General features: G+C 59.7%; 23 protein-coding genes. 13 read left to right on the forward strand and 10 right to left on the reverse strand.

Annotated features, from left to right (window positions below):
- Window positions 1–267 precede the first annotated feature (267 nt).
- Together ACMG4M_RS06120 and ACMG4M_RS06125 are read left to right on the forward strand one after the other, a co-directional pair.
- Complete coding sequence (locus ACMG4M_RS06120; RefSeq protein WP_414430937.1) at window positions 268–792, forward strand: TetR/AcrR family transcriptional regulator; 525 nt, start codon at window positions 268–270, stop codon at window positions 790–792.
- Window positions 793–811: 19 nt separating this feature from the next.
- A complete protein-coding gene (locus ACMG4M_RS06125) occupies window positions 812–2,527 on the forward strand; it encodes an acyl-CoA dehydrogenase family protein (RefSeq protein WP_414430938.1) in 1,716 nt (571 codons plus the stop codon).
- 148 nt (window positions 2,528–2,675) lie between these two features.
- Here the strand turns inward: ACMG4M_RS06125 and ACMG4M_RS06130 are convergent, their stop codons facing one another.
- Window positions 2,676–3,422, reverse strand: a complete 747-nt coding sequence (locus ACMG4M_RS06130) for a ParA family protein (RefSeq protein WP_035248875.1) — start codon at window positions 3,420–3,422, stop codon at window positions 2,676–2,678.
- A gap of 396 nt (window positions 3,423–3,818) precedes the next feature.
- Between ACMG4M_RS06130 and ACMG4M_RS06135 the strand changes: the two genes are divergently transcribed.
- Window positions 3,819–4,853, forward strand: coding sequence for a DUF4062 domain-containing protein (locus ACMG4M_RS06135; RefSeq protein ID WP_232222105.1), 1,035 nt, complete (start codon window positions 3,819–3,821; stop codon window positions 4,851–4,853).
- Between the two features lie 181 nt (window positions 4,854–5,034).
- Here the strand turns inward: ACMG4M_RS06135 and ACMG4M_RS06140 are convergent, their stop codons facing one another.
- Window positions 5,035–6,747, reverse strand: coding sequence for a proline--tRNA ligase (locus ACMG4M_RS06140; protein WP_414430939.1), 1,713 nt, complete (start codon window positions 6,745–6,747; stop codon window positions 5,035–5,037).
- A 144-nt stretch (window positions 6,748–6,891) separates the two neighbouring features.
- Between ACMG4M_RS06140 and ACMG4M_RS06145 the strand changes: the two genes are divergently transcribed.
- Complete coding sequence (locus tag ACMG4M_RS06145) at window positions 6,892–7,305, forward strand: PaaI family thioesterase (RefSeq protein WP_035248868.1); 414 nt, start codon at window positions 6,892–6,894, stop codon at window positions 7,303–7,305.
- A 201-nt stretch (window positions 7,306–7,506) separates the two neighbouring features.
- Here ACMG4M_RS06145 and ACMG4M_RS06150 read toward each other — a convergent pair whose 3' ends face one another.
- The 8 genes from ACMG4M_RS06150 to ACMG4M_RS06185 all read right to left on the reverse strand — a co-directional run bounded on the left by ACMG4M_RS06150 (window position 7,507) and on the right by ACMG4M_RS06185 (window position 17,844).
- Entirely contained in the window at window positions 7,507–11,007 is a 3,501-nt protein-coding gene (locus ACMG4M_RS06150; RefSeq protein ID WP_414430940.1) for a translocation/assembly module TamB domain-containing protein, read from the reverse strand.
- Window positions 10,971–12,719, reverse strand: coding sequence for an autotransporter assembly complex protein TamA (locus ACMG4M_RS06155; RefSeq protein WP_414430941.1), 1,749 nt, complete (start codon window positions 12,717–12,719; stop codon window positions 10,971–10,973). Before ACMG4M_RS06155 ends, ACMG4M_RS06150 begins: the two co-directional genes overlap by 37 nt.
- Before the next feature lie 98 nt (window positions 12,720–12,817).
- Entirely contained in the window at window positions 12,818–13,387 is a 570-nt protein-coding gene (locus ACMG4M_RS06160; RefSeq protein ID WP_035248863.1) for a response regulator transcription factor, read from the reverse strand.
- Window positions 13,384–14,580: an ATP-binding protein gene (locus ACMG4M_RS06165; protein WP_414430942.1), complete on the reverse strand. Its 1,197-nt coding sequence runs from the start codon at window positions 14,578–14,580 to the stop codon at window positions 13,384–13,386. The genes ACMG4M_RS06160 and ACMG4M_RS06165 overlap by 4 nt, the downstream gene beginning before the upstream one ends.
- A 237-nt stretch (window positions 14,581–14,817) precedes the next feature.
- Window positions 14,818–15,435: a class I SAM-dependent methyltransferase gene (locus ACMG4M_RS06170; RefSeq protein ID WP_414430943.1), complete on the reverse strand. Its 618-nt coding sequence runs from the start codon at window positions 15,433–15,435 to the stop codon at window positions 14,818–14,820.
- A complete protein-coding gene (locus tag ACMG4M_RS06175) occupies window positions 15,435–16,658 on the reverse strand; it encodes a hypothetical protein (RefSeq protein WP_035248855.1) in 1,224 nt (407 codons plus the stop codon). The genes ACMG4M_RS06170 and ACMG4M_RS06175 overlap by 1 nt, the downstream gene beginning before the upstream one ends.
- Window positions 16,659–16,965: 307 nt before the next feature.
- Complete coding sequence (locus tag ACMG4M_RS06180) at window positions 16,966–17,271, reverse strand: PA4642 family protein (protein WP_035248853.1); 306 nt, start codon at window positions 17,269–17,271, stop codon at window positions 16,966–16,968.
- Window positions 17,272–17,469: 198 nt separating this feature from the next.
- Complete coding sequence (locus ACMG4M_RS06185; protein ID WP_035248851.1) at window positions 17,470–17,844, reverse strand: HU family DNA-binding protein; 375 nt, start codon at window positions 17,842–17,844, stop codon at window positions 17,470–17,472.
- A gap of 368 nt (window positions 17,845–18,212) precedes the next feature.
- Between ACMG4M_RS06185 and aspS the strand changes: the two genes are divergently transcribed.
- From aspS to ACMG4M_RS06230, 9 genes are all read left to right on the forward strand, one after another.
- Window positions 18,213–19,976: an aspartate--tRNA ligase gene (aspS, locus tag ACMG4M_RS06190; protein ID WP_272962430.1), complete on the forward strand. Its 1,764-nt coding sequence runs from the start codon at window positions 18,213–18,215 to the stop codon at window positions 19,974–19,976.
- Between the two features lie 65 nt (window positions 19,977–20,041).
- Window positions 20,042–20,785 (forward strand): YebC/PmpR family DNA-binding transcriptional regulator, encoded by a 744-nt coding sequence (locus ACMG4M_RS06195; RefSeq protein WP_349380069.1) that lies wholly within the window; start codon window positions 20,042–20,044, stop codon window positions 20,783–20,785.
- A 224-nt stretch (window positions 20,786–21,009) separates the two neighbouring features.
- Window positions 21,010–21,528 carry a crossover junction endodeoxyribonuclease RuvC gene (gene ruvC, locus ACMG4M_RS06200; protein ID WP_035249006.1) on the forward strand — a complete coding sequence of 173 codons (519 nt, stop codon included), beginning with the start codon at window positions 21,010–21,012 and terminating at the stop codon, window positions 21,526–21,528.
- Between the two features lie 22 nt (window positions 21,529–21,550).
- Window positions 21,551–22,150, forward strand: a complete 600-nt coding sequence (ruvA, locus tag ACMG4M_RS06205; protein ID WP_414430944.1) for a Holliday junction branch migration protein RuvA — start codon at window positions 21,551–21,553, stop codon at window positions 22,148–22,150.
- Between the two features lie 231 nt (window positions 22,151–22,381).
- Complete coding sequence (gene ruvB, locus ACMG4M_RS06210; protein ID WP_297768402.1) at window positions 22,382–23,410, forward strand: Holliday junction branch migration DNA helicase RuvB; 1,029 nt, start codon at window positions 22,382–22,384, stop codon at window positions 23,408–23,410.
- A complete protein-coding gene (ybgC, locus tag ACMG4M_RS06215) occupies window positions 23,403–23,846 on the forward strand; it encodes a tol-pal system-associated acyl-CoA thioesterase (RefSeq protein ID WP_035248841.1) in 444 nt (147 codons plus the stop codon). Before ruvB ends, ybgC begins: the two co-directional genes overlap by 8 nt.
- Window positions 23,839–24,525, forward strand: a complete 687-nt coding sequence (gene tolQ / locus ACMG4M_RS06220) for a protein TolQ (RefSeq protein ID WP_035248839.1) — start codon at window positions 23,839–23,841, stop codon at window positions 24,523–24,525. The genes ybgC and tolQ overlap by 8 nt, the downstream gene beginning before the upstream one ends.
- Before the next feature lie 3 nt (window positions 24,526–24,528).
- Window positions 24,529–24,966: a protein TolR gene (gene tolR, locus ACMG4M_RS06225; protein WP_035248838.1), complete on the forward strand. Its 438-nt coding sequence runs from the start codon at window positions 24,529–24,531 to the stop codon at window positions 24,964–24,966.
- A complete protein-coding gene (locus ACMG4M_RS06230) occupies window positions 24,959–25,744 on the forward strand; it encodes a cell envelope integrity protein TolA (RefSeq protein WP_414430945.1) in 786 nt (261 codons plus the stop codon). The genes tolR and ACMG4M_RS06230 overlap by 8 nt, the downstream gene beginning before the upstream one ends.
- Window positions 25,745–25,758: the final 14 nt, after the last annotated feature.

The raw sequence follows: 25,758 nt of genomic DNA on the forward strand, positions 1-25,758 counted from the left end.
GATTCGCGGCTCAAGCGCCGCTCCTACAACGGCTTCGTAGACGGTGAGGGAGGGTTTTTACGCTATGGCGAACGCCTAACCGCACGACCGGCGGCTCTTGCCTGAAGATCGGAACCATGGTTCACTTTTTAATAAGAAGTGAATATGGATTCCGACTATGGCTTACCGGGAAACCGCCAACGTCAAGGCCCGCAAGGCGGCCCAGCGTGACCATCTGCTGCACAGCGCTGAGCAACTGGTGCGTGAGGGGGCTTTGCCAATCTCACCATGCAGACCCTGGCTGTGGCAGCCGGGGTGGGGGTGGGCACCCTGTACCGCTATTTCGACAACAAGGCGGTGCTGGCGGCGGAAGTCTTTCGCGTGGCCACCGAGCGGGAGGTCGCGGCAGTGGCACAGGCCATGGAGCACGCCGGCAGTTTTCCCGAACGGCTCAGCCATGTGTTGCAGGTGTTCGTGCAGCGGGCCCAGGCGGCCCCCCGGCTGGCCTGGTCGCTAATCGCCGAGCCGGTGGATCCGGCCGTGGATGCCGAGCGTCTCACCTATCGCCAGCGCTACGCGGCACTTTATCAGCAGTTGCTGAGTGACGGTGTTAGCCAAGGGGAGTTACCGATTCAGGATACTGCGATCAGCGCGGCGGCCCTGGTGGGTGCCATTGCCGAAGCCCTGGTGGGTCCATTATCCGACCCTCTGCCAAAAGCCAATCTGGCGGAATCCCTGACCCAATTCTGTCTGCGTGCCGTGGGTGCTTCACCGGCGCAGGCCGACGTTATTGAGCAGCCACAGACTGCGTAATTTTTTCGGGAGAGCTCACATGAATGCCAAGCACGACACTCCGCACAGAGAGGAACAACAGGGGAAAGCGGATCCGCTGGCCCAGACCCATGAGGTCTTCAACCAGGCCCGGACGTTGGAGGATTACAACGCCTATGACAATGACACCGCCCTGCGCGAGGCAGTGTGCCGCCATGGGGCCGGCTGGGCGGAGGACGCGCTGTCCGCCCATGGCGCCAAAACCGGCAGTGCCGAGGTCATTGAGTGGGGCTTTCTGGCCAATGAGCACAAGCCGCAGTTTTTCTCCCACGACCGCCAGGGTTATCGGGTGGACTACGTGAAATACCACGAGGCCTACCACCGTCTGATGATGCTGGGGCTGGAGTCCGGCATTCACTCGGCCCCCTGGGCGAACCCCAAGCCGGGCGCCCATGTGGCCCGGGCGGCGCAGAGCTATCTGCAGGGCCAGGTGGAAGCCGGGCATGGCTGCCCGCTGACCATGACCTTTGCCTCGGTGCCTTCCATCAAGCTGACTCCCTCGCTGGCAAATGAGTGGCTGCCGAAGATCCTCAACAATGCCTACGATCCACGTAATGTGCCCCACACGGAAAAGCAGGCACTGACCATCGGTATGGGCATGACCGAAAAGCAGGGTGGCTCCGATGTGCGCGCCAACACCACCCGCGCGTATCCGATTGCTGCCGAAGGCTCCGGTGAAGCCTATGAACTGGTGGGCCACAAGTGGTTCACCTCTGCGCCCATGTGCGATGCCTTTCTGGTGCTGGCCCAGACAGACAATGGTCTGAGCTGTTTCCTGGTGCCGCGCTGGCGCCCGGACGGCAGCAAGAACCCGATCCAGGTCCAGCGCCTGAAAAACAAGATGGGCAACGTCTCCAATGCCTCCTCCGAGATTGAACTGCGCGGCGCTCTGGGCTGGATGGTCGGTGACGAGGGCCGCGGGGTGCCGGCCATTATCGAGATGGTGGCCATGACCCGCTTCGACTGCATGGTGGGCTCCACCTCCGGCCAGCGCCAGGCGGTGGCGCAGGCGGTGAACCATGCCATGGGCCGTGCCGCTTTCGGCAAGACCCTGATCGATCAGCCGTTGATGCGTAACGTGCTGGCGGACCTGCAATTGGAGGTGGAGGGCTCCCTGGCCATTACCATGCGTATGGGCGAGGCGCTGGATAACACGACCCTGGATCCGACCAACGAGCACGAGAAACTGCTGCTGCGACTGGGCTTGCCGGCGGGCAAGTACTGGATTTGCAAGCGCACCCCCTTCCATGCCTACGAGGCCATGGAATGCCTGGGTGGCAATGGCGTCACCGAAGATTTCATCATGGCCCGCCTGTACCGCGAGGCGCCCATCAATGCCATCTGGGAAGGCTCCGGTAATGTGCAGGCCCTGGACATGCTGCGGGCCTTGGCCAAGACCCCGGCGGTGCTGGAGGTGTGGTTCGCCGAGCTGGCGAAAACCGCCGGCAGTGATCCCCGCCTGGACAAGGCGGTGACTTCGCTCAAGCGGGAATTTGCTGATATGGATGAAGCCGAATACCGGGCCCGGGACATCGTCGACCGGTTGTCCCTGACCCTGCAGGCCAGCCAGCTGGTTGCCGCCGGTAACGGGTCGGTCGCCGAGGCCTTTATCGCCTCCCGCCTGGGTGAGCACGGTGACCGTAACTACGGGACCCTGCCGCGGGGACTGGATCTGGATACGATTTTACGGCGGGCGAACCCGTGGGAAGGCAATTGATAGTTGAGAATGGATAATTGATAACGGCGCGAATGGGCCGTTGACGATTCTCAAAGCAAATAGGCCGCGTCCATACGAAGGACGCGGCCTCTTGCGTTTCAGGGCATGACTCGCTGTCTCGCAACAGTTATCAATTATCCATTCTCAATTACAGTTTGAGTTTACCTGCGATCTCGAACCACATGGCCCGGAAGGCCTGGGCGGAGGGGGTGTAGGGGGCGAATTCGCCGACCGGGGCGCGGTGATCGCCCATCTGCTCCACATGGGTGGAGTAGGGAATCCAGGTCTTCAGGCCGCCTTTCATGCTCTTGGGGCGTTTGACCAGCATTTCCACATGCAGGTCCCGGTGGCGGTCCACCATGTTGAAAAAGGGCACCACGGTCAGGTTCTTGTAATTCTTGCTCTCCAGCCACTCCAGCACTTGCTCGTAGGCACGTAATGACAGGTGAGTAGGGATCACCGGCACAAACAGGTAGTCCACCGCCGCAAAGATGCTTTCCGCTACCGGGCTCAGGGTGGGCGGGCAATCCAGAATCACCAGCTCGTAGCTTTCCCCCAGCGGGGCAATAAGCTGTTTCAGGCGGTTCTTGGCGCCGCCGTTTTCCAGCAGTTTGATGTCCGCATTTCGCATGGAGATGTCGGCAGGGATGGCATCCAGATTGGCCCAGCGGGTTTCCCGCTTGAGTCGACCGATGGGCTGTTTGCCCTTGATCAGGTTGCCGGCCTTGTAGCCGTCGCCGTCATCCACCCCCAGATAGAAACTGGCGGCTCCCTGGGGATCCAGATCCCAGAGCAGGGTACGGTGCTTCCAGCGTGCGGCATGCCAGGCCACATTCACGGCCGAGGCGGTTTTACCCACGCCACCTTTCAGGTTGTAAAAGGCTATGGTTTGCATGACGTCCCATTCCTGTAAGCTTGCAAAAAGCGCTACGATATTGGTTATTGGCTCTGGCGCCGCCGGGTAACCGGCACAAAGGCTGAACTCAGGCTAGCATGAACAGGATCGATGTCCCACGGCCGGACTGCCTTCAGCGGCCCCCGGGTTGTGATGAGGGCCAACAGACTGTTTAATAGCCAGCCAAAAACGTGCCCGCGAGGGCCAAAACTTGATCCTGAGTCCGTAAATTTATCGCGGCGCCTGACGCAAGCCTTTGCCGCCACAGAAAATTTTCTTCAGTCGACCGCATTCCCGATGCGACGCTTCTTCAGAAAATCTCCTGTGACAACAAATTCTTGCGCCATGCATCCACGCTGAAGTTACGGACTCAGGCTGACGCTACAGGTATCCAGGGTGACAGCGACGAAACGCTACCAGGTCTTTATCAGTGCCACCTTTCCCGATATGCAGGGCGCGCGCCAGGCATTGATGTTGCCGATGATTGAGCACGGCATGATACCCACCGGCCTGGACAGTTCCGCTGCAGATGGCAATACCCTGCTGCCGGTGATCCAGAAGCTGATCGAAACCAGCGATTATTTTGTCCTGATCGTGGGGGGGCGCTACGGCACCCTGTCTCCCATGGGGCTCAGCGAGCTGCACCGCGAATACATTTTTGCTGCCACCAAGCGCAAACCCATTGTTGCCTTTATTCATGATAATCCGGCCATGTTGCCTTCCGATCAGCAGGAGCCGACCCGTGATGGTCAGGTACGCCGCGATGATTTTGTCCGCCTGCTGGAAGAAAAGGTGGCGTGTTTCCGCTGGACCACGGAAAACGGCCTGGCGGAACTGGCAAACAAGGTGATTCCCAACCTGATGCGTGAGCATCGTGCCGCGGGCTGGGTGCGGGCGGACCAGGCCGGTCTTAGCGGTGGAGGGGCCGAAGTGGAAGCGCTCAAGGCCCGCATCGAGCTGCTGGAGAAAGAGCGGGAAGAGAGCATGAGCCAGGCTCGACCGCCGTTGAAAACCCTGTCCCGGGGTGGCGATCTGGTGGCGCTGGATTACTCCTGTAACGTCTACGAAGGCGGCGACTGTAAACTGGCCATGGTCACCACCCGGATCAGCTGGGATCAGGCCTTTTCCTGCATGGCCCCATTGATGCTGAATCCGGCGTCGGAGCCGGTGATGCAAAAGACCCTGGAAGATTTCATCGGCCGCAAAGCCCTGGGGGATGTACAACAGGATTTCCCCCGCGCCCACGCGGTACGCAACGTGGTGCTGGCGGCTCATTCCTTCAATCAGATCAAGATTCACCTGCGTGCCCTGGGGCTGATCACAAGGTCCCCGGAGAAGGATAACCGCGGCCTGCCGTTGTGGCAGTTGACCGCCCATGGGGACAACACCATGAGTCAGGTGATGGCGGTGAAGCGGAGCGTGAAACTTTGATTCTGTCTACGAAGCCTCTGTAGGAGCGCCGCTTGAGGCGCGAACAGGCCTTTCCGATTGGTAAGACCTGTCGAGAATGCAGCAATGACTGATCGCCCCGGATCGAGCTCGGGGCAGGCTCTGCGAGCGGTTTCCTCGCTTCGCGAGGTTCGCGCCTCAAGCGGCGCTCCTACAGGTAGGTTTAGGAAAGTTTTTCCGTCAGGAAGGCCACAACGTCATCCATGGCCACCTCGGTATTCTCCGCATCCCCACGCCCTTTATATTCAAGCACCCCATTGTCCATGCCGCGTTCGGCGATGACGATGCGGTGGGGGATGCCGAGCAGTTCGCTGTCGGCGAGTTTCACGCCCAGGCGTTCCTTTTCGCGGTCGTCGAACAGTACTTCAATGCCGGCTTCGGTCAGTTCTGCGTACAGTTTTTCGGCCAGCTCCCGTTCGCGGGGGCTTTTCTTGATGTTCACCGGTACCAGGGACACCTGGAAGGGAGCGATGGATTCCGGCCAGATAATGCCGCGGTCGTCGTAGTTCTGTTCGATGGCAGCGGCCACCACCCGGGTGACGCCGATACCGTAGCAGCCCATGGGCATGACCACGGATTTGCCGTTCTCATCCAGGACTTTGGCACCCAGTGCTTCGGAGTACTTGGTGCCCAGCTGGAAGATGTGGCCCACTTCGATGCCGCGCTTGATGGTCAGGGTGCCCGTGCCGTCCGGGCTGGGGTCGCCTTCCACCACATTGCGAAGGTCAGCCACTTGGGGCAGCGTCACGTCGCGCTCCCAGTTGATGTTGAAGTAGTGCTTGCCGTCTTCGTTGGCGCCGGCGCCGAAGTCACTCATCACTGCCACACTGCGGTCGATGACAACCGGAATCGGCAGACCCACCGGGCCCAGGGAACCCGGGCCTGCGCCGATGGCCTGGCGGATTTCCTCTTCGCTGGCGAACTCCATGGGCGTGGCCACTGATTCCAGTTTTTCCGCCTTGATATCGTTCAGCTCGTGATCACCGCGTACCAGAAGGGCGACCAGCTGACCCTTTTCAGCGCCTTTCACCACCAGGGTCTTGACCGTTTTCTCCATGGGTAGATCGAATTGCGCGACCAGCTCTTCGATGGTTTTGGCGTTGGGGGTATCCACCTTTTCCATGGCCGCAACCGGGGCCGGGCGCTCGATAGTGGGGGCCAGGGCTTCGGCCAGTTCCACGTTGGCGGCGTAATCGGAGCTGTCCGAGAAGGCGATGTCATCTTCACCGGAATCGGCCAGCACATGGAATTCGTGGCTGGCGGCGCCGCCGATGGCGCCGGTATCCGCTTCCACCGGGCGGTAGTCCAGACCCAGGCGATCAAAGATGGCGCAGTAGGCCTGGTGCATGATCTGGTAGGTGGCAGCCAGTGATGCCATGTCGGTGTGGAAGGAGTAGGCATCCTTCATGATGAATTCCCGCGAGCGCATGATGCCGAAGCGCGGGCGGATCTCGTCACGGAACTTGGTCTGGATCTGGTAGAAGTTGGCCGGCAACTGCTTGTAGCTATGCAGCTCGTTACGAACCAGATCGGTAATCACTTCCTCATGGGTGGGGCCCAGGCAGAAAGCATTGTTGTGGCGATCAGTGATGCGCAGCAGCTCCGGGCCATAAGCTGGGGCCCGGCCGGACTCTTCCCACAGCTCCATGGGCTGTACCACCGGCATCAACACTTCCTGGGCGCCGGCCCGGTCCATCTCCTCACGGACAATGTTCTCCACCTTGCGCAGCACGCGCAGGCCGGTGGGCAGCCAGTTATACAGGCCGGAGGCCAGCTTGCGGACCATGCCGGCCCGCAGCATGAGCTGATGGCTGATGACAACGGCATCCGCTGGGGTTTCTTTCACGGTGGCAAGCAGGTACTGGGAAGTGCGCATAGGAGACAGTCTTTGACCGGTTATTGCTGAAGCCGGTCATTTTAGGGGCAAAGGCGCTTCGTCACCAGCCATCATGATTGCAGCTGGGATTGTTGCGTCGGCTTTCGTATCCTGCGTGCTATCCAGAATCAGATGGCGAGCCATATGTTGAATGCACAAGAAGTACAGGACGTGATCTATCAGGGGCTGCCGGCGGCATCCGAGGAAGGGTTGCGGGTCGAAGCGGTGGGTGAGCGGCGTGCCCGGGTGCGTAGTCCGTTCCGGCCGTCCACCCTTCGTCCGGGGGGCACCTTGTCCGGGCCCACCATGATGGGGTTGGCAGATGCAGCCATGTATGCGGCGATTCTCGGCGAGCTGGGTCGTGTGGAAATGGCGGTGACGCAGAATCTCAATATCAATTTCCTGTCGCGCCCAGCCCAGAAGGATCTGATAGCCGAGGCGATCATTTTGCGACTGGGCCGACGCTCAGCGGTGCTGGAAGTGCAGCTGTTCAGCGAGGGTAGTGACGAGATGGTGGCCCATGTGACCGGAACCTATGCGCTGCCGATTTCTTCGTAGCCGCGTAGGAGCGTCGCTGGCGGCGCGATAACCCAAAACCTGAAAAGACGGATTTACCACAGAGGGCACAGAGATCGCTGAGGAAAAGACTGTTTTTTCTCTGTGCCCTCTGTGGTGAAACGCTTTTGATCCTGGTTTGGGTTTATGCACTTCGTTCCAGTTCGCGCCGCCAGCGACGCTCTTGCAATAACGGGCCCCTCATCACTGCAACTCCCTCTCCCAGATCAGATCCAGGCTGTTGGCGCGGGTGCTGGAGCGGGCTTCCAGGTGGAGTTGCCGGGTCAGCGTATAGCGGAGCATGACGGTGGAGACCGCATCGAACAGGCCTACTGCGTAGGTCAGGTACAGCCGGTCGGAAAGCTGTTTGCCCAGCATCAGGGCGGCATCGTCGGTTTCCCAGTCGCTGCCCACGGTGATTTCATCCACACCCAGTTTGTCGCCGAGTTTTTCGGTGACGCCGCTGCCTTTTTCCAGTCCGTATAAGGCCAGCGCCTGAGCAATCCGGTTGTTGTCGCCTTTCGATCCCCGTTCCAGTGGCCGACCGGTGAGCAGATAGGACATGGCCTGGCTCTGCTCCATGCTGGGCTCGGAGAACAGGCTGGCTTCCGGTTCCTGCAGGGTGCCGCTAAGCTGCACCCCGACCACAATGTTTTCACTGGGAATCTTGCGGATGGCACGGATATCCAGCCCGGGATTGTCCGGCGGTCCCTGGAAAATCAGCTGGCCATCACGGATTGCCAGGTTCTGGCCGTAGGCTCGATAGCGGCCTTCTCGGATGACCAGTTCGCCGTTGAGTTGCGGGGGGCGTTGCGGTTGTTGTTCTACCTGCAAGGTGCCGCCGAGCATGGCGTCCAGGCCAAAGCCCTGGAAATGCACCTTGTCTCCCAGGTTGACGGCGACATCGATACCCAGTGGTAGCCCACTGCTTTGTTCGCCCTCCTGGTGCACCAGTACCTGATCCTGGCTGACAGTGACGGCGCCCTCGGGAAGTTGCGTCGGGCGGATTTCCGCTTCCGGGATGGACAGTCTGCCGCCCAGTTGCAGGTCACTCAGGTCCCCCTTGAGGCTAAGGGCGGGGTTCAGCAGAACGCGGGCATCGGGCCGGTCTGCCACCAGTAACCGTTCACCCTGCAAAGACAGATTTATTCTGGCCGGCCAATCACTGGGGTCCAGTATGCCGGTCAGGGCGACGGTGCCCTCGCCCAGGGTGGCTGATCCGTTGACATCCAGCTGTCCGCGGGGCGAACCCTGTACGCTCATCTGCAGATCGGTAACGGCTACCCCCAGAATGGGGATCAGGGCGCGACCGTTATCCAGCCGGATGCTGCCGTTCATCAGAGGTTGGCGAAGGGTGCCGTCCAGCGCAAAGTCGCCACGAATCTCGCCGCTGATCTCGCGCAGATCGGTAGTGAACAGCGCTAATGGAGCGAGACTGGATATCCGCAATGCCACCTCACCCGCCAGTGAAGTGTCAGCGTCCATGCCATGCTCCAGGGTAGCGTCGACGGTGGCCAGGTCGGACATCAGTGTCAGCGTGCTGGTCAGACGCCGGTTTTGTAGTGTCCCCTCTACGGATAGCTGCTCAATCACAAGCTCTTGGGGGGCATCGGGGGTGCGCACGGCGATCTGTGCTTCCCGGGTTTGCAATCGGTATTGGCCATCGGGGTTGTCCAGCGAGCCTTGCAGAGTGGCCTCGCCGTCCAGTCGGCCCTGCACTGCAAGCTCTGGCCCCAACAGGGCGCCTGCCAACGCCAGCGGCAGGGCGTTGAGTGAGGCGCTGGCGTCGACCTGATCGTTGCTGTCGCGGTTACCCGCCAGACAAATCCGACTTGGTGTCTGTTCAAGACAGAAAGGGCTAATGGACTGGGCCGTGGCGGAGAGCTGCACCGCCGTGTCCTCGGCCTGTTGCCAACGGCCCAGTTGCTGATGAATCAGGCCGGTATCGGACAGGCTGCCCTGCCACTGGGGCGAGCTGTTGAGCGCTTTAAACGAGCCTTGCAGGCTTGTCTCCATGCTGAGTTCGTCGCGCCGGAAACTTGCCGTGGCCGTATGGCTGTTAAGGGTGCCCTTGGCGCTGATGCGTGCGGCGGCGAGCTGTTCGGCGTTGCCTTGCTGTAATGCCTCGCTGTTGAGTTCAAAGGACATGGGCTGCTCGCCCAGACCGAGTGCTTGGAAACGGGTTTGCAGGGAGGTAAGCGACCAGTCCTGCCAGCCGAGCTGCTGCCCGTTCAGGTTGCCGCTCAGAGTGGGCGTGGCCAGGGAACCGCGTACTTGCAGCTGGCCGCTGATCTGGCCCTGCAGATCCGGATAAAGCTGGTCCAGCTGTTTCAGATCCACGCTGGCATCCAGCGACCAGTCGGGCAGGATAGCCCCGCGTGCGCTGAGCCGGTTGTCACCCCAGCGGATGTTACTGTCTAGTTGCAGGCGTTGCTGGTGGCTTTCCACCGTTGTGGTGGCGGTCAGGGGCTGTTGGCGAACCCGGCCTTCCAGCCGCAACTGGCTGGGGGACAGGGACCATTGTTCACCCTGGTAGCTGCCGCGGCTGTTGCCTTGCACGCCGAGCAGGCCCGGGAACAACGGATGTAGCAGGCCGGTGTCCAGTTTGCCCGCTACGGTCAGATCCCATGTCAGGGGGCTGAACAGTAGCTCACCATGACCCTCCAGCTGCTGCTCGCCATCATCAAGTTGCAGTTGCTGCAGTGCCAGGCCGCCGTCGATCAACTGGCTATCCAGGGACAGGTTTACGGTTCTGTCGCCGCTGGTCAGGCTGCTTTGCCCGGCTATTTTCAGCGTTGCCAGTGGGCCCCGTGTTGTCAGCTTGCCGTGGCCCAGCGATAGCGGCTGTGGCAACGCCAGCGGTAATGGCTGGGCCGGCCACAGGTGTTCCAGGGCCAGTGGTTGTTCGGGGTCGCCTAGTCGCCATTGACCCTGGCTGTGAATTTCCAGGGGGCTCTGCAGTTGGTGGCGCAGTTGCAGGGCTGCGAGGGAGCCGCTGATATCAAGCTGGCCAGCCAGCTGATCGGCGTTGACGGTATCGCTCTGCGGTAACTGCATGTGCCAGCGGGCCTGCCCCTGAATCTCCATGGGGGCGGCCAGGCTGCCCTGGGCGGTGGCGTCCACACTGATATCAGCCACCGTACGGGTGGTCAGGCTGGCCAGTTGGAAACGGCGCCAGGCTGCCAGTTGCCGGGCTTCCAGTTTGCTGACCAGCAGGGTGTCGTTGAGATGCAGGGAAGCCAGGCTCAGGGTGTCGATGCGTACCCCCAGGGGGAGTGCCAGGCTGTCTGGCAGACTGCTCGCCGGTAAATCATCGGACTCCTGGCTGGGCGGCAGAGACAGTTTCAGGTTACCCAACGACAGGGAGGTGAACTCCAGCCAGCCGCGGGCGAGGGAAGCGGGCACCAGCTCTGCTTCCAGACGATCCACACTGACGGACAGATCGTCCAACTGATAGCGCACCCCGGTGACGGTAACCCGGTCCAGCAGACTCCCCTGCCAGTCATCCACCTGCAGTTCACCGGGGATCAGCCCACTGACCTGATCAAACAGCCAGCGGTTGCCGGTGGCGGTGCCGAGCAGCAGCCAGGAGGCGACAGCCACAATCAGTATCACGCTGAATAGCAACCCGAGCAGGCCGATGCTGAAACGCTTGAGGGCTCGCTTGATCACAGGTCCGGCCCCATGCTCAGGTGCAAACGCCATTCTCGTTGCTCATCCACGGCCCGTGCCAGATCCAGCCGGATTGGCCCCAGCGGGGAGCGCCAGCGGATGCCGAAACCGGCGCTGCGGCGGATTTCGAAATCATCGAAGTCATTGAACGCATTGCCTCCATCGGTGAATACCGCCAGGTGCCATTTCTCGGTGATCGGGTGGTCGTATTCCAGGCTACCAGTGGCCAGATGCCGGCCACCAATCACTTCTCCATTGTCTGCCCGTGGGCCCAGGGATTCATAGGCGAAACCGCGCACGCTGGAGTCACCGCCGGCAAAGAAGCGGATAGAGGCGGGCAGTTCGCGCACATCGGTCACTTCTGTATAGCCCAGATCGCCGCGCACCAGCACTCGTCCGCCGAGTAACGGGAAAAGAATCTTGCCGTTGCCGGTGAGCTGCACAAAGGATGCAGTGGAAGACAAGTTGCGGTTGGCGAAACGGATCTTGCTGCTCAAGCGCCAGCCGAACGACGGGTAGATGGGGTCGTTGGCCTTGACGCGGCTGAGCTGGAAACCGGGGATGATCAGCTCCGCCTGATCCACTTCCTCGGCGATCTCATAGGTTTCGCGCAAGTAGGTCAGGGAGGTGGTGGTGACCCATCGATTTTGCAGCTCGACAATATAATCGGCACCGGTGGTCCAGCGTTCGTTGTCCTTGCTGTCGGTCACCTCATTTACATAACTGGTGTGAAAATCCAGCCTCTCGCGCTGGGGATCTTTCAGTGGGATCTGGTAGCTGGCACCGGCACCTTGCTGCACCTGGGATACCTCTGTTTCCGCCCGGAAGCGATGACCGGCCCGGTTAACCCGGCGATTTTCCACCCCCAGGCGTACCCGTGGCCCGGTATCGGTACTGGCGCCGACACCGGCGAGCAGTGACCAGCGATTGTTGTCTGTGAGAGTGATGCTGACGGGAATGGTGCGGGTGCTGTCATCCGGTGTGCCTTTCTGTACCCGCACGGCGCTGAAATAGCCGGCGCCAAGAAAGGCCTGCTGGGTTTCCAGCAGCTGCTTGCTGTTGAAGGGCTCACCTTGAGTAAAGCCGAGATAGGCATTGACCAGCTTGTCTTTCAATTCGCTGCCGGTAACGGTGATAGCGCCGAAGTCGTAGCGGGGGCCGCTGTCCACATGCAATGTCATGGTGGCCAGGCGTTTGCGGGTGTCTACGCTGAGCCGGTGTCGGGTCAACGTCCCCTGTACATAGCCACGGCTGATCAGATGCTGCTGCAGATTTTTTTTCAGGGCCGTGTACTGGTCGTGTTGCAGGCGCTGGCCGATGGCCAGTTGTGCATTGGCGACCAGCTGGTTGAAGACGGGGTCGTTGGCGGCATCGCCGCCGATGCGAATGTCCGCCCGCTGCAGGATCACCGCAGGCCCGGTATCCACATCCAGCGTTACCCGTACACAGCCGTCTTCCCGGTCGGTACTCAGGGACAGGGTGCTTTCGTAGTAGCCCATGGCCTGCAACGCTTGCTGGCTGTTGGCGAGAATCTGTCGGCGGATCAGGCCATATTGGGCTGTGGGCGGCTCGCAGGGGTATCGAGAAAGGTCCACCAGGGCGCGGATATTATCGCTGACCGCATCGCTGGCATTGCCGGTGATACGCAGTTGCGGGGCGTCATCAGCAAAAGCCGGCATGGCGAGCAGCATCAGCAGTAGGGTGGCTAACCAGGTTGTCTGCTGCGGTGCCCTCAAGTCCTGCATCCCTGTGCGCTGTTTCCCGGCAGCGGGTCAATTCGTTGCTGCCGTAGTGGGGAAGGTAAGTTGTCACTTGTACAACAGTGTAAGGCAAGTTGCGACAGTCAGTCTTCGCGAAAGTGCTTGTCGCGTTGGTAGTCACTGGCGCTGGGACGTTTTTTCAGCCGTCGTTGCAAGGTGCGGCGGTGAATGCCCAGCGCGTCGGCGGCACGGGAGATGTTGCCATCATGGGCATCCAGGGTGCGCTGGATATGCTCCCACTCCAGCCGTTGCAAGGAAGGCGGCGTGGCGGGTAGAGGCAGGGTCGGATTGGTCGGATCTGCATCCAGCGCCAGCAAGATGTCAGCGGGGCTGGCGGGTTTGGTGAGATAGTTGCGGGCACCACGGTGTGTGGCTGCCACTGCTGCAGTAATACTGCCATAGCCGGTGAGCAGGATGACCCGGCAAGCCGGGAAATGTTCAAGGACAGGTTCGATCAGGTCCAGGCCGTTGTCGTTGCCCAGGTTCTGGTCAAGGATGGCGCCATCAAGATGTTGCAGGCCGGCCAGCTGCGCCAGCGCCTGTTCGGCATTATGGGCCACGGTTACCCGGTTGCCCCGGAGTTCCAGGGCGCGGGCGGTCTGTTTGGCCAAAGGTTCGTCGTCCTCCACCAGCAGCAGTTGGCGCTCGCTCATGCCGTTGGCTCCGTTAGCTTTGGCCAGTCCATGCGTGCCTGGGTCCAGCGCGGGCCGAATTCCATCTCCAGGCTGGCGCCCAACTGTTGCAGCGTGGTGCTGACCAGGGTCAGGCCGATCCCCATGCCTTCCCGTTCCGATGCGGCATGGCCGGGACCGTCATCGCTGACCTGTAGCCGGTAATGCTGTCCCTGAGCCTGCAGGGTGATGGCCAGCCGGGTGGCGCCAGCGTCCATGGCGTTGTAACCGAGATTACACAGCACCCGAAACCAGCCCTCCGTGTCGGCGACGCAGGGGTCGCTATCCAATTGCTGGCTGAACGACAGGGTGGGCGCCAGATGACGAAGTTGCTGTTGTAGCTTTTCCAGCAACTCACTGATGGGCAGGTATTCCGGCAGCTGAGCTTCATTGCCCTGTTTCAGTCGCTGGGCCACATTACGGGCCAGTTGTTCCATCTGGGAGACGTCATCGCGGAGGGCGTCTGGCAGCTGTGGTGCATGCAGCAGGTTGTCGGCCAGCATCACCAGGGTGCCCAGTGGCGTATTCAGTTCGTGGGCCTGGTCGGCCAGGGTGGCGGCAATCTGATACATGTGCTCACGGCGACCGGCCAGATCAATGGCCTGTTCCTGCTGGCGCTGCTGTTGGCGCATCAGGCGCTGAATCACCTGGCCCAGCAGGGTCAGCATGACCAGAAGGGCAATGAAAACGGCAGCCATGCCGATGCCATGCAAGCCGCTGAGCTGGTGGCTGAGAGCATGGAGAGGACTATCCATGGCCGGCATCTGATACCAGCTCATGGAGATCATGTAGCCGCCCAGCGCCAGTGCCGCCACCAGCATGCCGTTTTTCAGTGGCAGGGTCAGTGAAGCCAGCAGGGCAGGCACCAGCAGATAGAACGACAACGGGTTGCCGGCACCGCCGAAGCCTTGGATCAGGCCGGTGAACAGGATCGTGTCCAGGGCCAGTTCCAGCGTCAGTAGTGGTGCGTGGCGCTGATGGTTCACGCGGTGAGACAACAGCGTGAGAAGGCTGGGCAATAAGAGCGCCGCCAGCCAGCCCAGTTCATTGAGACGATAGCCGCTATGCCCCTGGCTTTGCAGCACCATTAGGGCAAGGGTAATGATTAGCACCAGCAGGCTGCGTAGCCAGATTAGCCGCAGGCGCCAGTTCAGTAAGGGGGGGCGGGTATCCATGGGGGTATTGTAAAGGGAAAGCGGCGCGGGTGGGTGTGGCAGTTTGTCCCAGTTGGGTAGCTACAAGCTACAAGCTACAACGCGAGATGGCAGAGAGCACATAGGTAAACGTTTGCCTTCGCGCTCCACCCATCGCAAAAGCAACATATGCAAGAGTGCCGTCCGGCGCGGCGCAGACACACTTCAGTTTTCACTGCCCTGATTCGTTTTGTAGCTTGAGGCTTGCCGTTGATTTTTTTAAGGTCGTAATAAGGCCCCATCCAGCAATTCTCCGGCAAAGGCTGGCAGCTTGGAGTGGCGGCGGTGTGAGGCCTTGTTTAAGCGAAAGCCTGCCTCGCGGAAGATGCTGGCGGTGTCGCGGGTGAGTTGGCAGCCACAGGCCAGGTGTTTCCAGACCGGGTTCATGCCCTTTTGCACGCGCTGTACCCAGCGTCGGTCGCTGAGGACATGCTCAAGCGCCAACAGGGTGCCTCCGGGTTTAAGTACCCTAAAGGCTTCTGCTGCGGCTTGTCGGGGATCAGGAATGGTGCAGAACACCAAGCAGGCTATCACCGTATCAAAATGGTGGTCGGGGTAGGGCAGTTGCTGGGCATCGCCGGTGCGCAGGACAAAACGGTCCGGGTGAGGGCACTGGTCGGCGGCTTCCCGAGCAATATCCAGCATTGCTTCGACCGGTTCGATACCGTGGATTTCGGTGGCGGAATCGCCATAAAAGGCAAAGTTGCTGCCGGTACCCACACCCAGCTCCAGAATGCGTCCCTGCGCCTGGCCGACTATCCGGGCGCGGTCCCGGTAAACCGGACGGGTTGCCCAATCCAGTAATACCGGGAACAGCTTATCCTCATAGAGTGACATCAGCCGCGCTCAGGGAGGACATATTTTTCCGGGTTATTCAGCATGTCCATGCTCAGCGGGTCGCTGATGATGCTGGTCAGGTTGCGGTCAGTCTGCTTGCTGAACTTGCGGCGCAGCTTTTCAAACTTGCGGAAGCTGCGGAAGTTGAGGGCATAAAGTCGTACTTCCTGCAGGCGTTTGTAGGAATACATCACGTCCAGGGCATCCATGGAGAACTCGGGACGGATCTTCATGGCCTTTTCCAGGTAGCTGATTGCCTCGTTGAGGTCGCGCTTGCGGTTCATGTAGATCAACGCATTGGCGTACTCATAGTTAACAATCGGAATGTCGCCGGCCATTTCCAGTGCTTCGGCGAAGGAGTCTTCCACCGTGGTGGTGCGGGCACCGTAGGTCATGCGGCCGGTGAATTTCCCGACTCGACGCATGATGCCGGCATCGACGCCAGCGCGGAAGGCGTGTGCCAGAGGCTGTTCCGGCATCACTTCCACCACTTCTTCGGCGCTGTTCTTGATCTTGCCGATATAGCGGCGAGCCACTACGACTGGCACCGGGGATTCTTCGGCGATACGGGCGATGGCGTAGGCGTAACCCAGTTTTACAGTAGCCACTATCGGGGCCACTTCTGCATCACCCTCGGCTGCTTTCATCTCATCGAAGTATTCCTCCGCCTGGTTAGCCACGTCCTGCAACATCATGTATTTGGTGCTTTGACGGTCCGCCAGATAGATCGCATACATCAGCTGGGAGAACAGGGAAGGAATCTTGCCGATTGCTCCCAGTTTCAGCCCTTCTTCGCGAGCTTGCTGGAAATCACCGGAAAAGAACATCCTGTATACGGCCAGGTAGCGGCGCTCAAGTTCTTCATAGTCCTTGCCATCCCAGTTCTGGATGTCTTCAGACATGAACGGGTATTTCTTGAACTGGGCACGCATGTAGTCTGCGGAGGGGTAGGGCACCTTGAGTCCACGCATCAGGTAGTCCCATTTCTCGCGGATCTGCGCGTCAGTGTAGGTGAAGTAGCTCTTCTTGTAGGGAACCTCGTTCCATTTTTCCTGGAAGATGCGTTCGTCCACCGGAATCTCCTGCATTTGCAGTTCTTCCGCGGTGACTTCATCCATTTCATCGTCATAGTCGTCATCGCGTGCCGCATGAAGTTGCAAGCTCATTGCGCAAAGCGCGACCAGACACAGGGAATGCCAGAATCGTTGAGGATATGCTGTCATGATGGTTTACAGCTCTTGTTGTTGTTGTGTGTTTTATCAGGGTCTGGAATACAACCTGTGATCGTCTTTGTCGCGATATGCCAGTGGAGGCAGTTGCCACAAAACCAAACAGGAAAGCCGTCTCCGGCTCTCTCAATACCCTGTTATTAGAGGCGACATGGTCGCCGGGCCCCGATAGCCCTTGTAATGGCTTAACAATGCCATGGGCTTGGGCGGTGAACAAGTTCCTGAGGGTATGTATTTTTCCTGGAAAATGTATCTGGCTGGTTGCCGCCCGACAGAAGGTCAGGCGGCGGGGTAGAGGCTCTTAATCCGGACCTGTGCCGCCGGCATCACGCAGCAACTGAGCATAGTCACTGCACTTCGGGTGATCGTCGATATGGGTCAGCAGGGTACGGCCCTGGGGATCGCGGGCATTGATATCCCGGCCCTGTGTCTGGAAGAACCCGATGAAACGCCCGAAATCTTCGGCCCGCAAGGCCCGGTAGGCCTTCTCAAGGACGTGGAAGTCGGCGTCCACACCCTCCTCGCTGGAGAAATCCAGGAAAACCTTGATCTGTTCGTCGGTCATCGGCTCGCCGATTACCTTCTTCTTGTCTTTACGCTCTGCCATGGGCGCGCTCCTTGAATTCCGGTACAGAAGAACGGGGCTGATGCTGGCGCCTAGGGTGGCTGCGGTTGGCCAGAAAACAACCAGGGTCAGTCAGCGAGATATCAATGGGCGCGGATTATAGAGGCTGGGGTGGCCAGGGGCCAGAGGAGGAGAGAGAAGGTCAACCGCCGGGCAGGAGCCCGGCGGTGGCAAGCGGCATCAGGATGCCATGTCCTTGAGCTTCTTCAGCGGACGCACTTTTACCATGGTGCGGGCCGGCTTGGCGGCGAAAGTGGTTTCTTCGCCGGTGAATGGATTGATGCCCTTGCGTGCCTTGGTGGCGGGTTTCTTCTGGGTCACGATTTTCATCAGGCCCGGCAGGGTGAACTGACCAGCACCGCGTTTCTTCAGATGACCTTCCATGATGTCTGCCAGCTCATCGAATACGGCGTTGACGTCTTTCTTGGTCAGGCCGGTGGTATCGCTGATCTGGTTGACGATCTGGGTTTTGTTCATCGGTTCGGTGATGGTTTTAACCTTGCGAGCCGCAGTAGCGCTGGTGGCTTTGGCAGCTGTCTTTTTCTTTGCAGCCATGGATTACTTACCCCTTTTTGGTGTCTTCCTGAGAATGTGTGTCTCCGCCGAAAGGCGGGGAACCGGTCTTGCTTCCCTGATCAGGTACGCCCCTGGACTGCGCAAACTCAGGGGGCCACTGATTTGGTTCGCATCTGTTATATGCCATGAATTTTCACTGCACAAGCCGTCAAACCACTATTTTTTACGGAGTTTCAACAAAAAAGAGGCGGATGTGGCCTGTTTGGCAGGGAATCGCCCCCCGGCATGGCTCGCGGGCGGTGGAATCGCTATACTGTGGCGCCTTTTTCAGCGGTCCGGGGCAGGAGCTGCCGACAGATGCGGTCGGCCCCGGGCGGCGCCCTCAGAAATACAAGCGGATGTTAAGCATGCGAAGCCATTATTGCGGTGATTTGCGAGCCTCCCACGACGGAGAAACAGTTGAGCTTTGCGGTTGGGTCAGTCGCCGCCGTGACCACGGCGGGGTGATTTTCCTCGACTTGCGAGACCGTAATGGTCTGGTGCAGGTGGTGTTCGATCCGGATACCGTGGAAGCCTTCGCGCTGGCCGACAAGGTTCGCAGCGAGTACGTGGTGCGCCTGACCGGCCGGGTGCGCATGCGCGATGAAGCGGTGCGTAACAGCAAGATGTCCACTGGCGATATCGAAGTGCTGGGCAAGGAACTGACCATCCTCAACGAGGCAGAAACGCCGCCGTTCGAGCTCGATGCCCACTCCGCTGCCGGTGAAGAGGTGCGCCTCAAGTACCGCTACATGGACCTGCGTCGCCCGGAAGTGCTGCGCAACTTCCAGTTCCGTTCGCGTCTGACCCATGTGGTTCGCGCCTTCCTGGAAGGCGAAGGTTTCATGGATGTGGAAACCCCGATCCTCACTCGTGCTACCCCCGAAGGCGCCCGTGATTACCTGGTGCCGAGCCGCACCCATCCCGGCAGCTTCTTCGCGTTGCCGCAGTCCCCGCAGTTGTTCAAACAGCTGCTGATGGTGGCGGGCTTCGACCGTTACTACCAGATCGCCAAGTGCTTCCGCGATGAGGACCTGCGGGCTGATCGTCAGCCGGAATTCACCCAGATCGATCTGGAAGCCTCCTTTGTGGAGGAAGAAGACATCATGGGCATCACCGAACGAATGGTGCGCTCGGTGTTCAAGGAGCTGCTCAATGTGGAGCTGCCGGACTTCCCGCGCATGCCGTTCTCGGAAGCCATGCAGCGTTTTGGTTCCGACAAGCCGGATCTGCGTATCCCGCTGGAACTGATCGACATCGCCGACCTGCTGGCCGGTGTGGATTTCAAGGTGTTCTCCGGCCCGGCCAACGATCCGAAAGGGCGTGTGGCGGCCATGAGAGTCCCTGGCGGGTGCAGCCTGTCGCGCAAGGATATCGACGGCTATACCAAGTTCGTCAGCATCTACGGCGCCAAGGGGCTGGCCTATATCAAGGTCAACGACCTGGCTGCGGGGGCGGAAGGCCTGCAGTCGCCGATCCTCAAATTCCTGACCGAAGAGGCAATCCAGGGCATTCTCGAGCGCACCGGTGCCGAGACCGGCGACTTGATCTTCTTTGGCGCCGACAAGGCCAAGATTGTCAACGAAGCCCTGGGGGCGCTGCGCGTCAAGGTCGGCCACGACCTGAACCTGGTACAGGGTGACTGGGCGCCGTTGTGGGTGGTGGATTTCCCCATGTTTGAAGAGGATGACGGCCAGTACTACGCGCTGCATCACCCCTTCACCATGCCCAGCTGCAGCCCGGAAGAGCTGAAAAGCAACCCGGAAGGGGCGCTGTCCCGTGCCTATGACATGGTGCTGAACGGCACCGAGCTGGGTGGCGGTTCCATCCGTATCCACAACCCGGCCATGCAGCGTACCGTGTTCGAAGCGCTGGGCATTTCCGATGAAGAGGCGGACGAAAAATTCGGCTTCCTGCTCGACGGCCTGAAATACGGCGCGCCGCCACATGGTGGCCTGGCCTTCGGCTTGGATCGCATGGTCATGCTGATGACCGGCAGCGAGTCTATCCGGGATGTGATTGCCTTCCCGAAAACCCAGACCGCAGCCTGCACCATGACCAATGCGCCGTCCCCGGTGGACAACAAGCAGCTGCGTGAAGTGGGTGTGCAGGTTCGCAAGGACGATAACTGATTCGATAGCAACCGGCGGCGCGACCTGCTCGCGCCGGTCTGTTCGTAGCAATTACGGGAGACACCATGGCAGGACACAGTAAATGGGCCAATATCAAGCACCGCAAGGCGGCCCAGGATGCCAAACGCGGCAAGATCTTTACCAAGCTGATTCGTGAAATCACCGTGGCGGCCAGAATGGGCGGCGGCGAGCCGGCCGATAACCCACGCCTGCGTGCAGCGGTGGACAAGGCGCTGGGTCAGAACATGACCCGTGACACCATCGACCGGGCGATCAAGCGCGGTGCCGGTGGTGATGATGATGCCAACATGGAAGAGATCACCTACGAAGGCTATGGCAAGGGTGGCGTGGCGGTACTGGTGGAAACCATGACCGACAACGTGAACCGTACTGTGGCCGAGGTGCGCCATGCGTTCTCCAAGTTTGCCGGTAATCTGGGCACCAGTGGTTCTGTGGCTTTCCTGTTCACCAAGCGCGGCGAGATCTTTTTTGAGCCCGGCGGCGTGGACGAAGACAAGCTGATGGAAGTGGCCCTGGAAGCCGGTGCCGAGGACGTGGAAGAAAACGACGACGGCAGCTTCCTGGTGATCACCACCCCGGATAGGCAGTTCGGTGACGTGGTTGATGCCCTGCGCGAAGCCGGGCTGGAGTTCGCCGATGCGGAAGTGACCATGCACCCCTCCACGGAAGCGGAGATGGATGCGGACACCGCCGAAACCGTTCAGAAGATGATCGACATGCTGGAAGATCTGGACGACGTGCAGAACGTCTACACCAACGCCAGCTGGCCGGCGGAAGAAGAGGAGTAGCTACTAGCTGCTAGCTACCAGAAAAACAAAAACCCCGCAGCGTCGGGGTTTTTTGTTATCAGGCTTGTGCATCTTTCGGTCCGGGCCACAATCCTGCTAGAAGCTAGAAGCTAGAAGCTAGAAGCTAGAAGCTAGAAGCTAGAAGCTAGAAGCTGCTTCAACTGGACATATGGACAGCTGTCAGGTAAAACTGGGCCAGCTTTTTATTATCGGGTCAGCGGCTTATGGCATTACTACTGGGGATCGACCCGGGCTCCCGGCGCACCGGTTACGGTCTGGTGGAGCAGGTGGGTAACCGCAGTCGGGCGGTGGCCTTCGGGACCATCGCCACGACCCACAAGGAGATTCCTCCTCGCCTGGGCGAGATCTTCACCGGCATCCATCAGGTGGTGATGGAATACGGCCCGGCGGAAGTGAGTATTGAAAAGGTGTTCATGGCCCGCAACGCGGATTCTGCCCTGAAGCTGGGGCAGGCCCGGGGAGCTGCCATTGCGGCGGTGATGCAGGCCTCACTACCAGTGTTTGAATATTCTGCCCGTCAGGTGAAGCAGGCGGTGGTAGGGCGCGGTGGCGCGGAAAAAGGGCAGGTGGCGGAAATGGTCAAATACCTGCTCGGCCTGGAAAAACGCCCCCAGGAAGATGCGGCCGACGCGCTGGCCATTGCCCTTTGTCATGCCCACATGCGCGTGTCCCTGGCGCGTATGGGCGGCGCTACCGCGGTAAGAAACGGACGAATACGGTGAAAAGTACGGTGATGATTCAGCCATGATAGGACAATTGCGCGGAACCCTGCTCGAGAAACGCCCGCCAGTGCTGCTGCTGGATGTGAACGGGGTGGGCTACGAAGTGGAAGCCCCCATGACCGTCTTCTACGGTCTACCGGACACTGGTGAGCCTTTGACCCTGTATACCCATTTCGTGGTGCGCGAAGATGCCCAGTTACTCTATGGTTTTGCCGATCGTTATGAGCGCGAGCTGTTTCGGGCGCTGATCAAGGTCAACGGCGTGGGGCCGAAAATGGCCCTGGCCATTCTCTCCGGCATCGAGGCGGATCGCCTGGCACAGTGCATCCACGATCAGGACACCACCTCACTGGTGAAGGTGCCCGGTATCGGCAAGAAAACCGCTGAACGACTGGTTATCGAAATGCGTGACCGCCTCGACAAGATTGATGGTGGCCCCACCTCCCTGTCAGGCCAGGTGTCGTTGGCACAGCCCGACGATGCCCGTTCCGACGCCATTGCCGCCCTGGAGGCGCTGGGTTATCGCAACAAGGATGCCGCCGCTGCTGTTGGCAAGGTGGCGGAAGAGGGCGCCAGCAGTGAGCAACTGATCCGGCAGGCGCTGAAAAGCTTGGCGCGGTGAAGGCAAGTTGAAAGTTCAAAGTTTAAAGGCGCGGGACGACACTTGAGATGCTGCTATGTCGTGCCCGCGCACCAAATCGGGTTAAACGCGAAGGGGGCCTGATTCGTGAGGCAGCAGCTTCGAGCGCGTTTCAACTTTCAACTGTTCGCATCCACCGGGTGACTGCCGGGAACAATCCGTCTACGCTAGCTCAAAATCATTCTCATAACGCTGGGTTTCTCTACTGCAAGCATGGAAAACGACCGTCTGATTTCAGCTGCCGCTGTCGGCACCGGTGAAGAGCAGCAGGACCGGGCTATCCGCCCGGCTAGTCTGGCTGATTACAAAGGCCAGCCAAAAGTCCGCGAGCGCATGGAAATCTTCATTGATGCCGCCCGTGGCCGTCATGAAGCCCTGGACCATACCCTGATTTTTGGCCCCCCCGGCCTGGGCAAGACTACCCTGGCGCACATCATCGCCCGTGAAATGGGCTGCGAACTCAAGTCTACTTCCGGCCCTGTGCTGGAAAAAGCCGGTGATCTGGCCGCCATCCTCACCAACCTGGAAGAAGGTGATGTGCTGTTCGTGGATGAAATCCACCGCCTGTCACCGGTGGTGGAGGAAATCCTCTATCCGGCCATGGAGGACTACCAGCTCGATATCATGATCGGCGAGGGGCCGGCGGCCCGTTCCATCAAACTGGATTTGCCGCCCTTCACTCTGGTGGGTGCCACCACCCGGGCCGGCCTGCTTACCGCGCCCTTGCGCGATCGCTTCGGCATTGTTCAGCGGCTGGAATTCTATTCGGTGGAGGATCTCTCCGGGATTGTGATTCGTGCCTGCGACATTCTCTCCATTCCCATTGATGATGCCGGCGCTCTGGAAGTGGCGCGCCGCGCCCGGGGCACTCCCCGTATCGCCAACCGGCTGTTGCGACGGGTGCGTGATTACGCGGAAGTAAAAGGCGACGGACGTATCACCGAAGCCATGGCCCAGCGGGCGCTGGATATGCTGGAGGTCGATAGTTGTGGCCTGGACGGCACCGACCGGCGTCTGCTCGACATGATCATGCACAAATTTGATGGTGGTCCGGTGGGCCTGGAGTCACTGGCGGCGGCTCTTAATGAAGATGCCGGCACCCTGGAAGAGGTGGTGGAGCCCTATTTGATCCAGCAGGGCTTTATTCAACGTACCCCTCGTGGACGCGCCACCACCAACCATGCCTGGCGTCATTTCGGCTTACAGCGTCCTCGAAAAGACGGTGATTTGTTTAATGATTGAAAAAAAGCCGCGAAATGGGGAATTTACCCTGCCGGTACGCGTCTACATCGAAGACACTGATGCCGGTGGCATCGTTTATTACGTGAATTACCTGAAATTCATGGAAAGGGCGCGCACTGAGTTTTTGCGCACTCTGGGCTATCAGCACTATGTGCTGGCCGATGAAAATTTCCAGTTCGTGGTCCATTCGGCCAATGTGGAATACCGTCAGCCGGCCCGCATCGATGATGCACTGGCAGTGACCGCCCGGCTCAAGCAGCTGGGCAAGGCAACGTTGTTTTTCGATCAGCAGGTATGCCGAGGCGATACGCTGCTGTGTCAGGCTGAGATCAAGGTGGCCTGCGTCAGTGCTGATACTCTCAGGCCCACCGGGATACCGGCGGGTCTGTACAACAAGTTCAAAGCCGCCAGCGAAGGAGAAGGGCTCAATGGTTGAGGCATCGAGTATGTCTGTCGTCAGTCTGATCAGTAATGCCACCATTGTGGTGCAGCTGGTCATGGTGCTTTTGATACTGGCGTCGTTGACGTCCTGGTACATGATTGTCAGCCGTTTCCGGGTAATGGGGCGGGCTCATAAGGCAGGACGTGCTTTCGAAGAGAAATTCTGGTCCAGCGACGATTTGGCTTCACTCTACAACCAGAGTCGAAAGGATCCGGACGTGGATGCGGGCCCGGAGTCTATCTTTCGCGCCGGCTTCCAGGAGTTTGTGCGGCTGTCCAAGAGCACCCGTGGCGCCGAAGCCGTGATGGATGGCAGTCAGCGTGCCATGCGGGTGGCTCTGCAGCGTGAGCAGACCCGCTTGACCAAGCATCTTCCTTTTCTGGCGACGGTGGGTTCCACCAGTCCTTATGTGGGTCTGTTCGGCACGGTGTGGGGCATCATGAATTCCTTCATGGCCCTGGCCAACGTCAAGCAGGCGACTCTCAGCGTAGTGGCGCCAGGCATTGCGGAGGCGTTGATTGCCACGGCCATTGGCTTGTTTGCGGCGATTCCGGCAGTGATGGCCTACAACCGTTTTTCTGCGCAGAGCGATGCCCTGCTCACTGAAAACGAAATGTTCGCCGAGGAGTTTTCCTCGGTGCTGCACCGTCAGGTTCACGGACGCGAGGGATAAGCCATGAGCGGCGTGAAGATCAGGGTGCCGCGCAAGCTCGTTGCCGAGATGAACGTGGTGCCCTACATCGATGTGATGCTGGTGTTGCTGGTGATTTTCATGGCCACGGCGCCGATGATGACCCAGGGCATCAATGTGGATCTGCCTGACAGCAACAGCGAGCCCATTGATACCAACAAGGATGAGCCGGTGATCATTTCGGTGACCGCCGACGGCAGCTATTACATTGATGTGGGTAGCGACAGCCGCAAGTCTGCCAGCCTGGAAACCGTGCAAGGTCATGCGCTGCGCATCCACAAGCAGAAACCGTCCACTCTGTTTCTGGTGGAAGGGGATAGCCAGGTGGCCTACGCCAAGGTGGTCCAGTTGATGGGGGCCTTGCAGGAAGCCGGCATTACTCAGCTGGGTCTGGTGACTGAACCGCAGGGCAGCAATGAGTGATCGTGGCGCCGCGCTGCTTTTTACCCTGCTCATTCACCTGCTGGTGTTTGGGCTATTGGTGTTCAGCTGGAGCACGGACCCGTCTCTGCACAAGGCGCCGGTGATTCCTCCCCATGTGAAAGCCACAATGGTGGAGACGTCGAAACAGAAGACGGCGCCGGTGAGCAAACCGAAGCCGGAGCAAAAGCCAGCGCCGAAACCGGAACCGAAACCCAAGCCAAAGCCGAAACCCAAACCGGAGCCCAAGCCAGAACCCAAAAAGCCTGAGCCCAAACCCAAGCCGAAACCGGAGCCGACCAAAAAGCCGACACCTAAGCCAGAACCGAAACCGGAACCCAAGCCCGATCCCAAACCGGCTATCCCCGATATTGAGGAGCCGAGTCTGGAGGAAATGCTGGCCGAGGAAGAGCTGGAGATGGCAACGCCGACGGAGCCATCACCCCAGGAGTCGCAGGAAGCAGCCAGCAACGCGGATCAGTCGGATGTGGAAGTGGCCAGTTTTACCGATGCCATTTCCGCTCAGGTGGGACAGCGCTGGCGTATTCCCGGGAATTACCGGAACCGGGATGACATCAAGACGCAGGTTCGTATACAGATGATTCCTGGCGGTGAAGTCATTAACGTGTCGGTGGTAAAAAGCAGCGGCTACCCGGATTTTGATGAATCGGTAATGAATGCGGTCAAGCTGGCAAGCCCCTTGCCGGTGCCTGATGGCCCCCTGTTTGATAAACAGTTTCGCTCACTGGTGATCGAATTTGATCCTGGAGTTGCACAATGAAGTTGGAATGTAGG

This window comes from Alcanivorax sp. IL3 (genome assembly GCF_047495465.1).
Classification (GTDB): Bacteria; Pseudomonadota; Gammaproteobacteria; order Pseudomonadales; family Alcanivoracaceae; genus Alcanivorax; species Alcanivorax jadensis.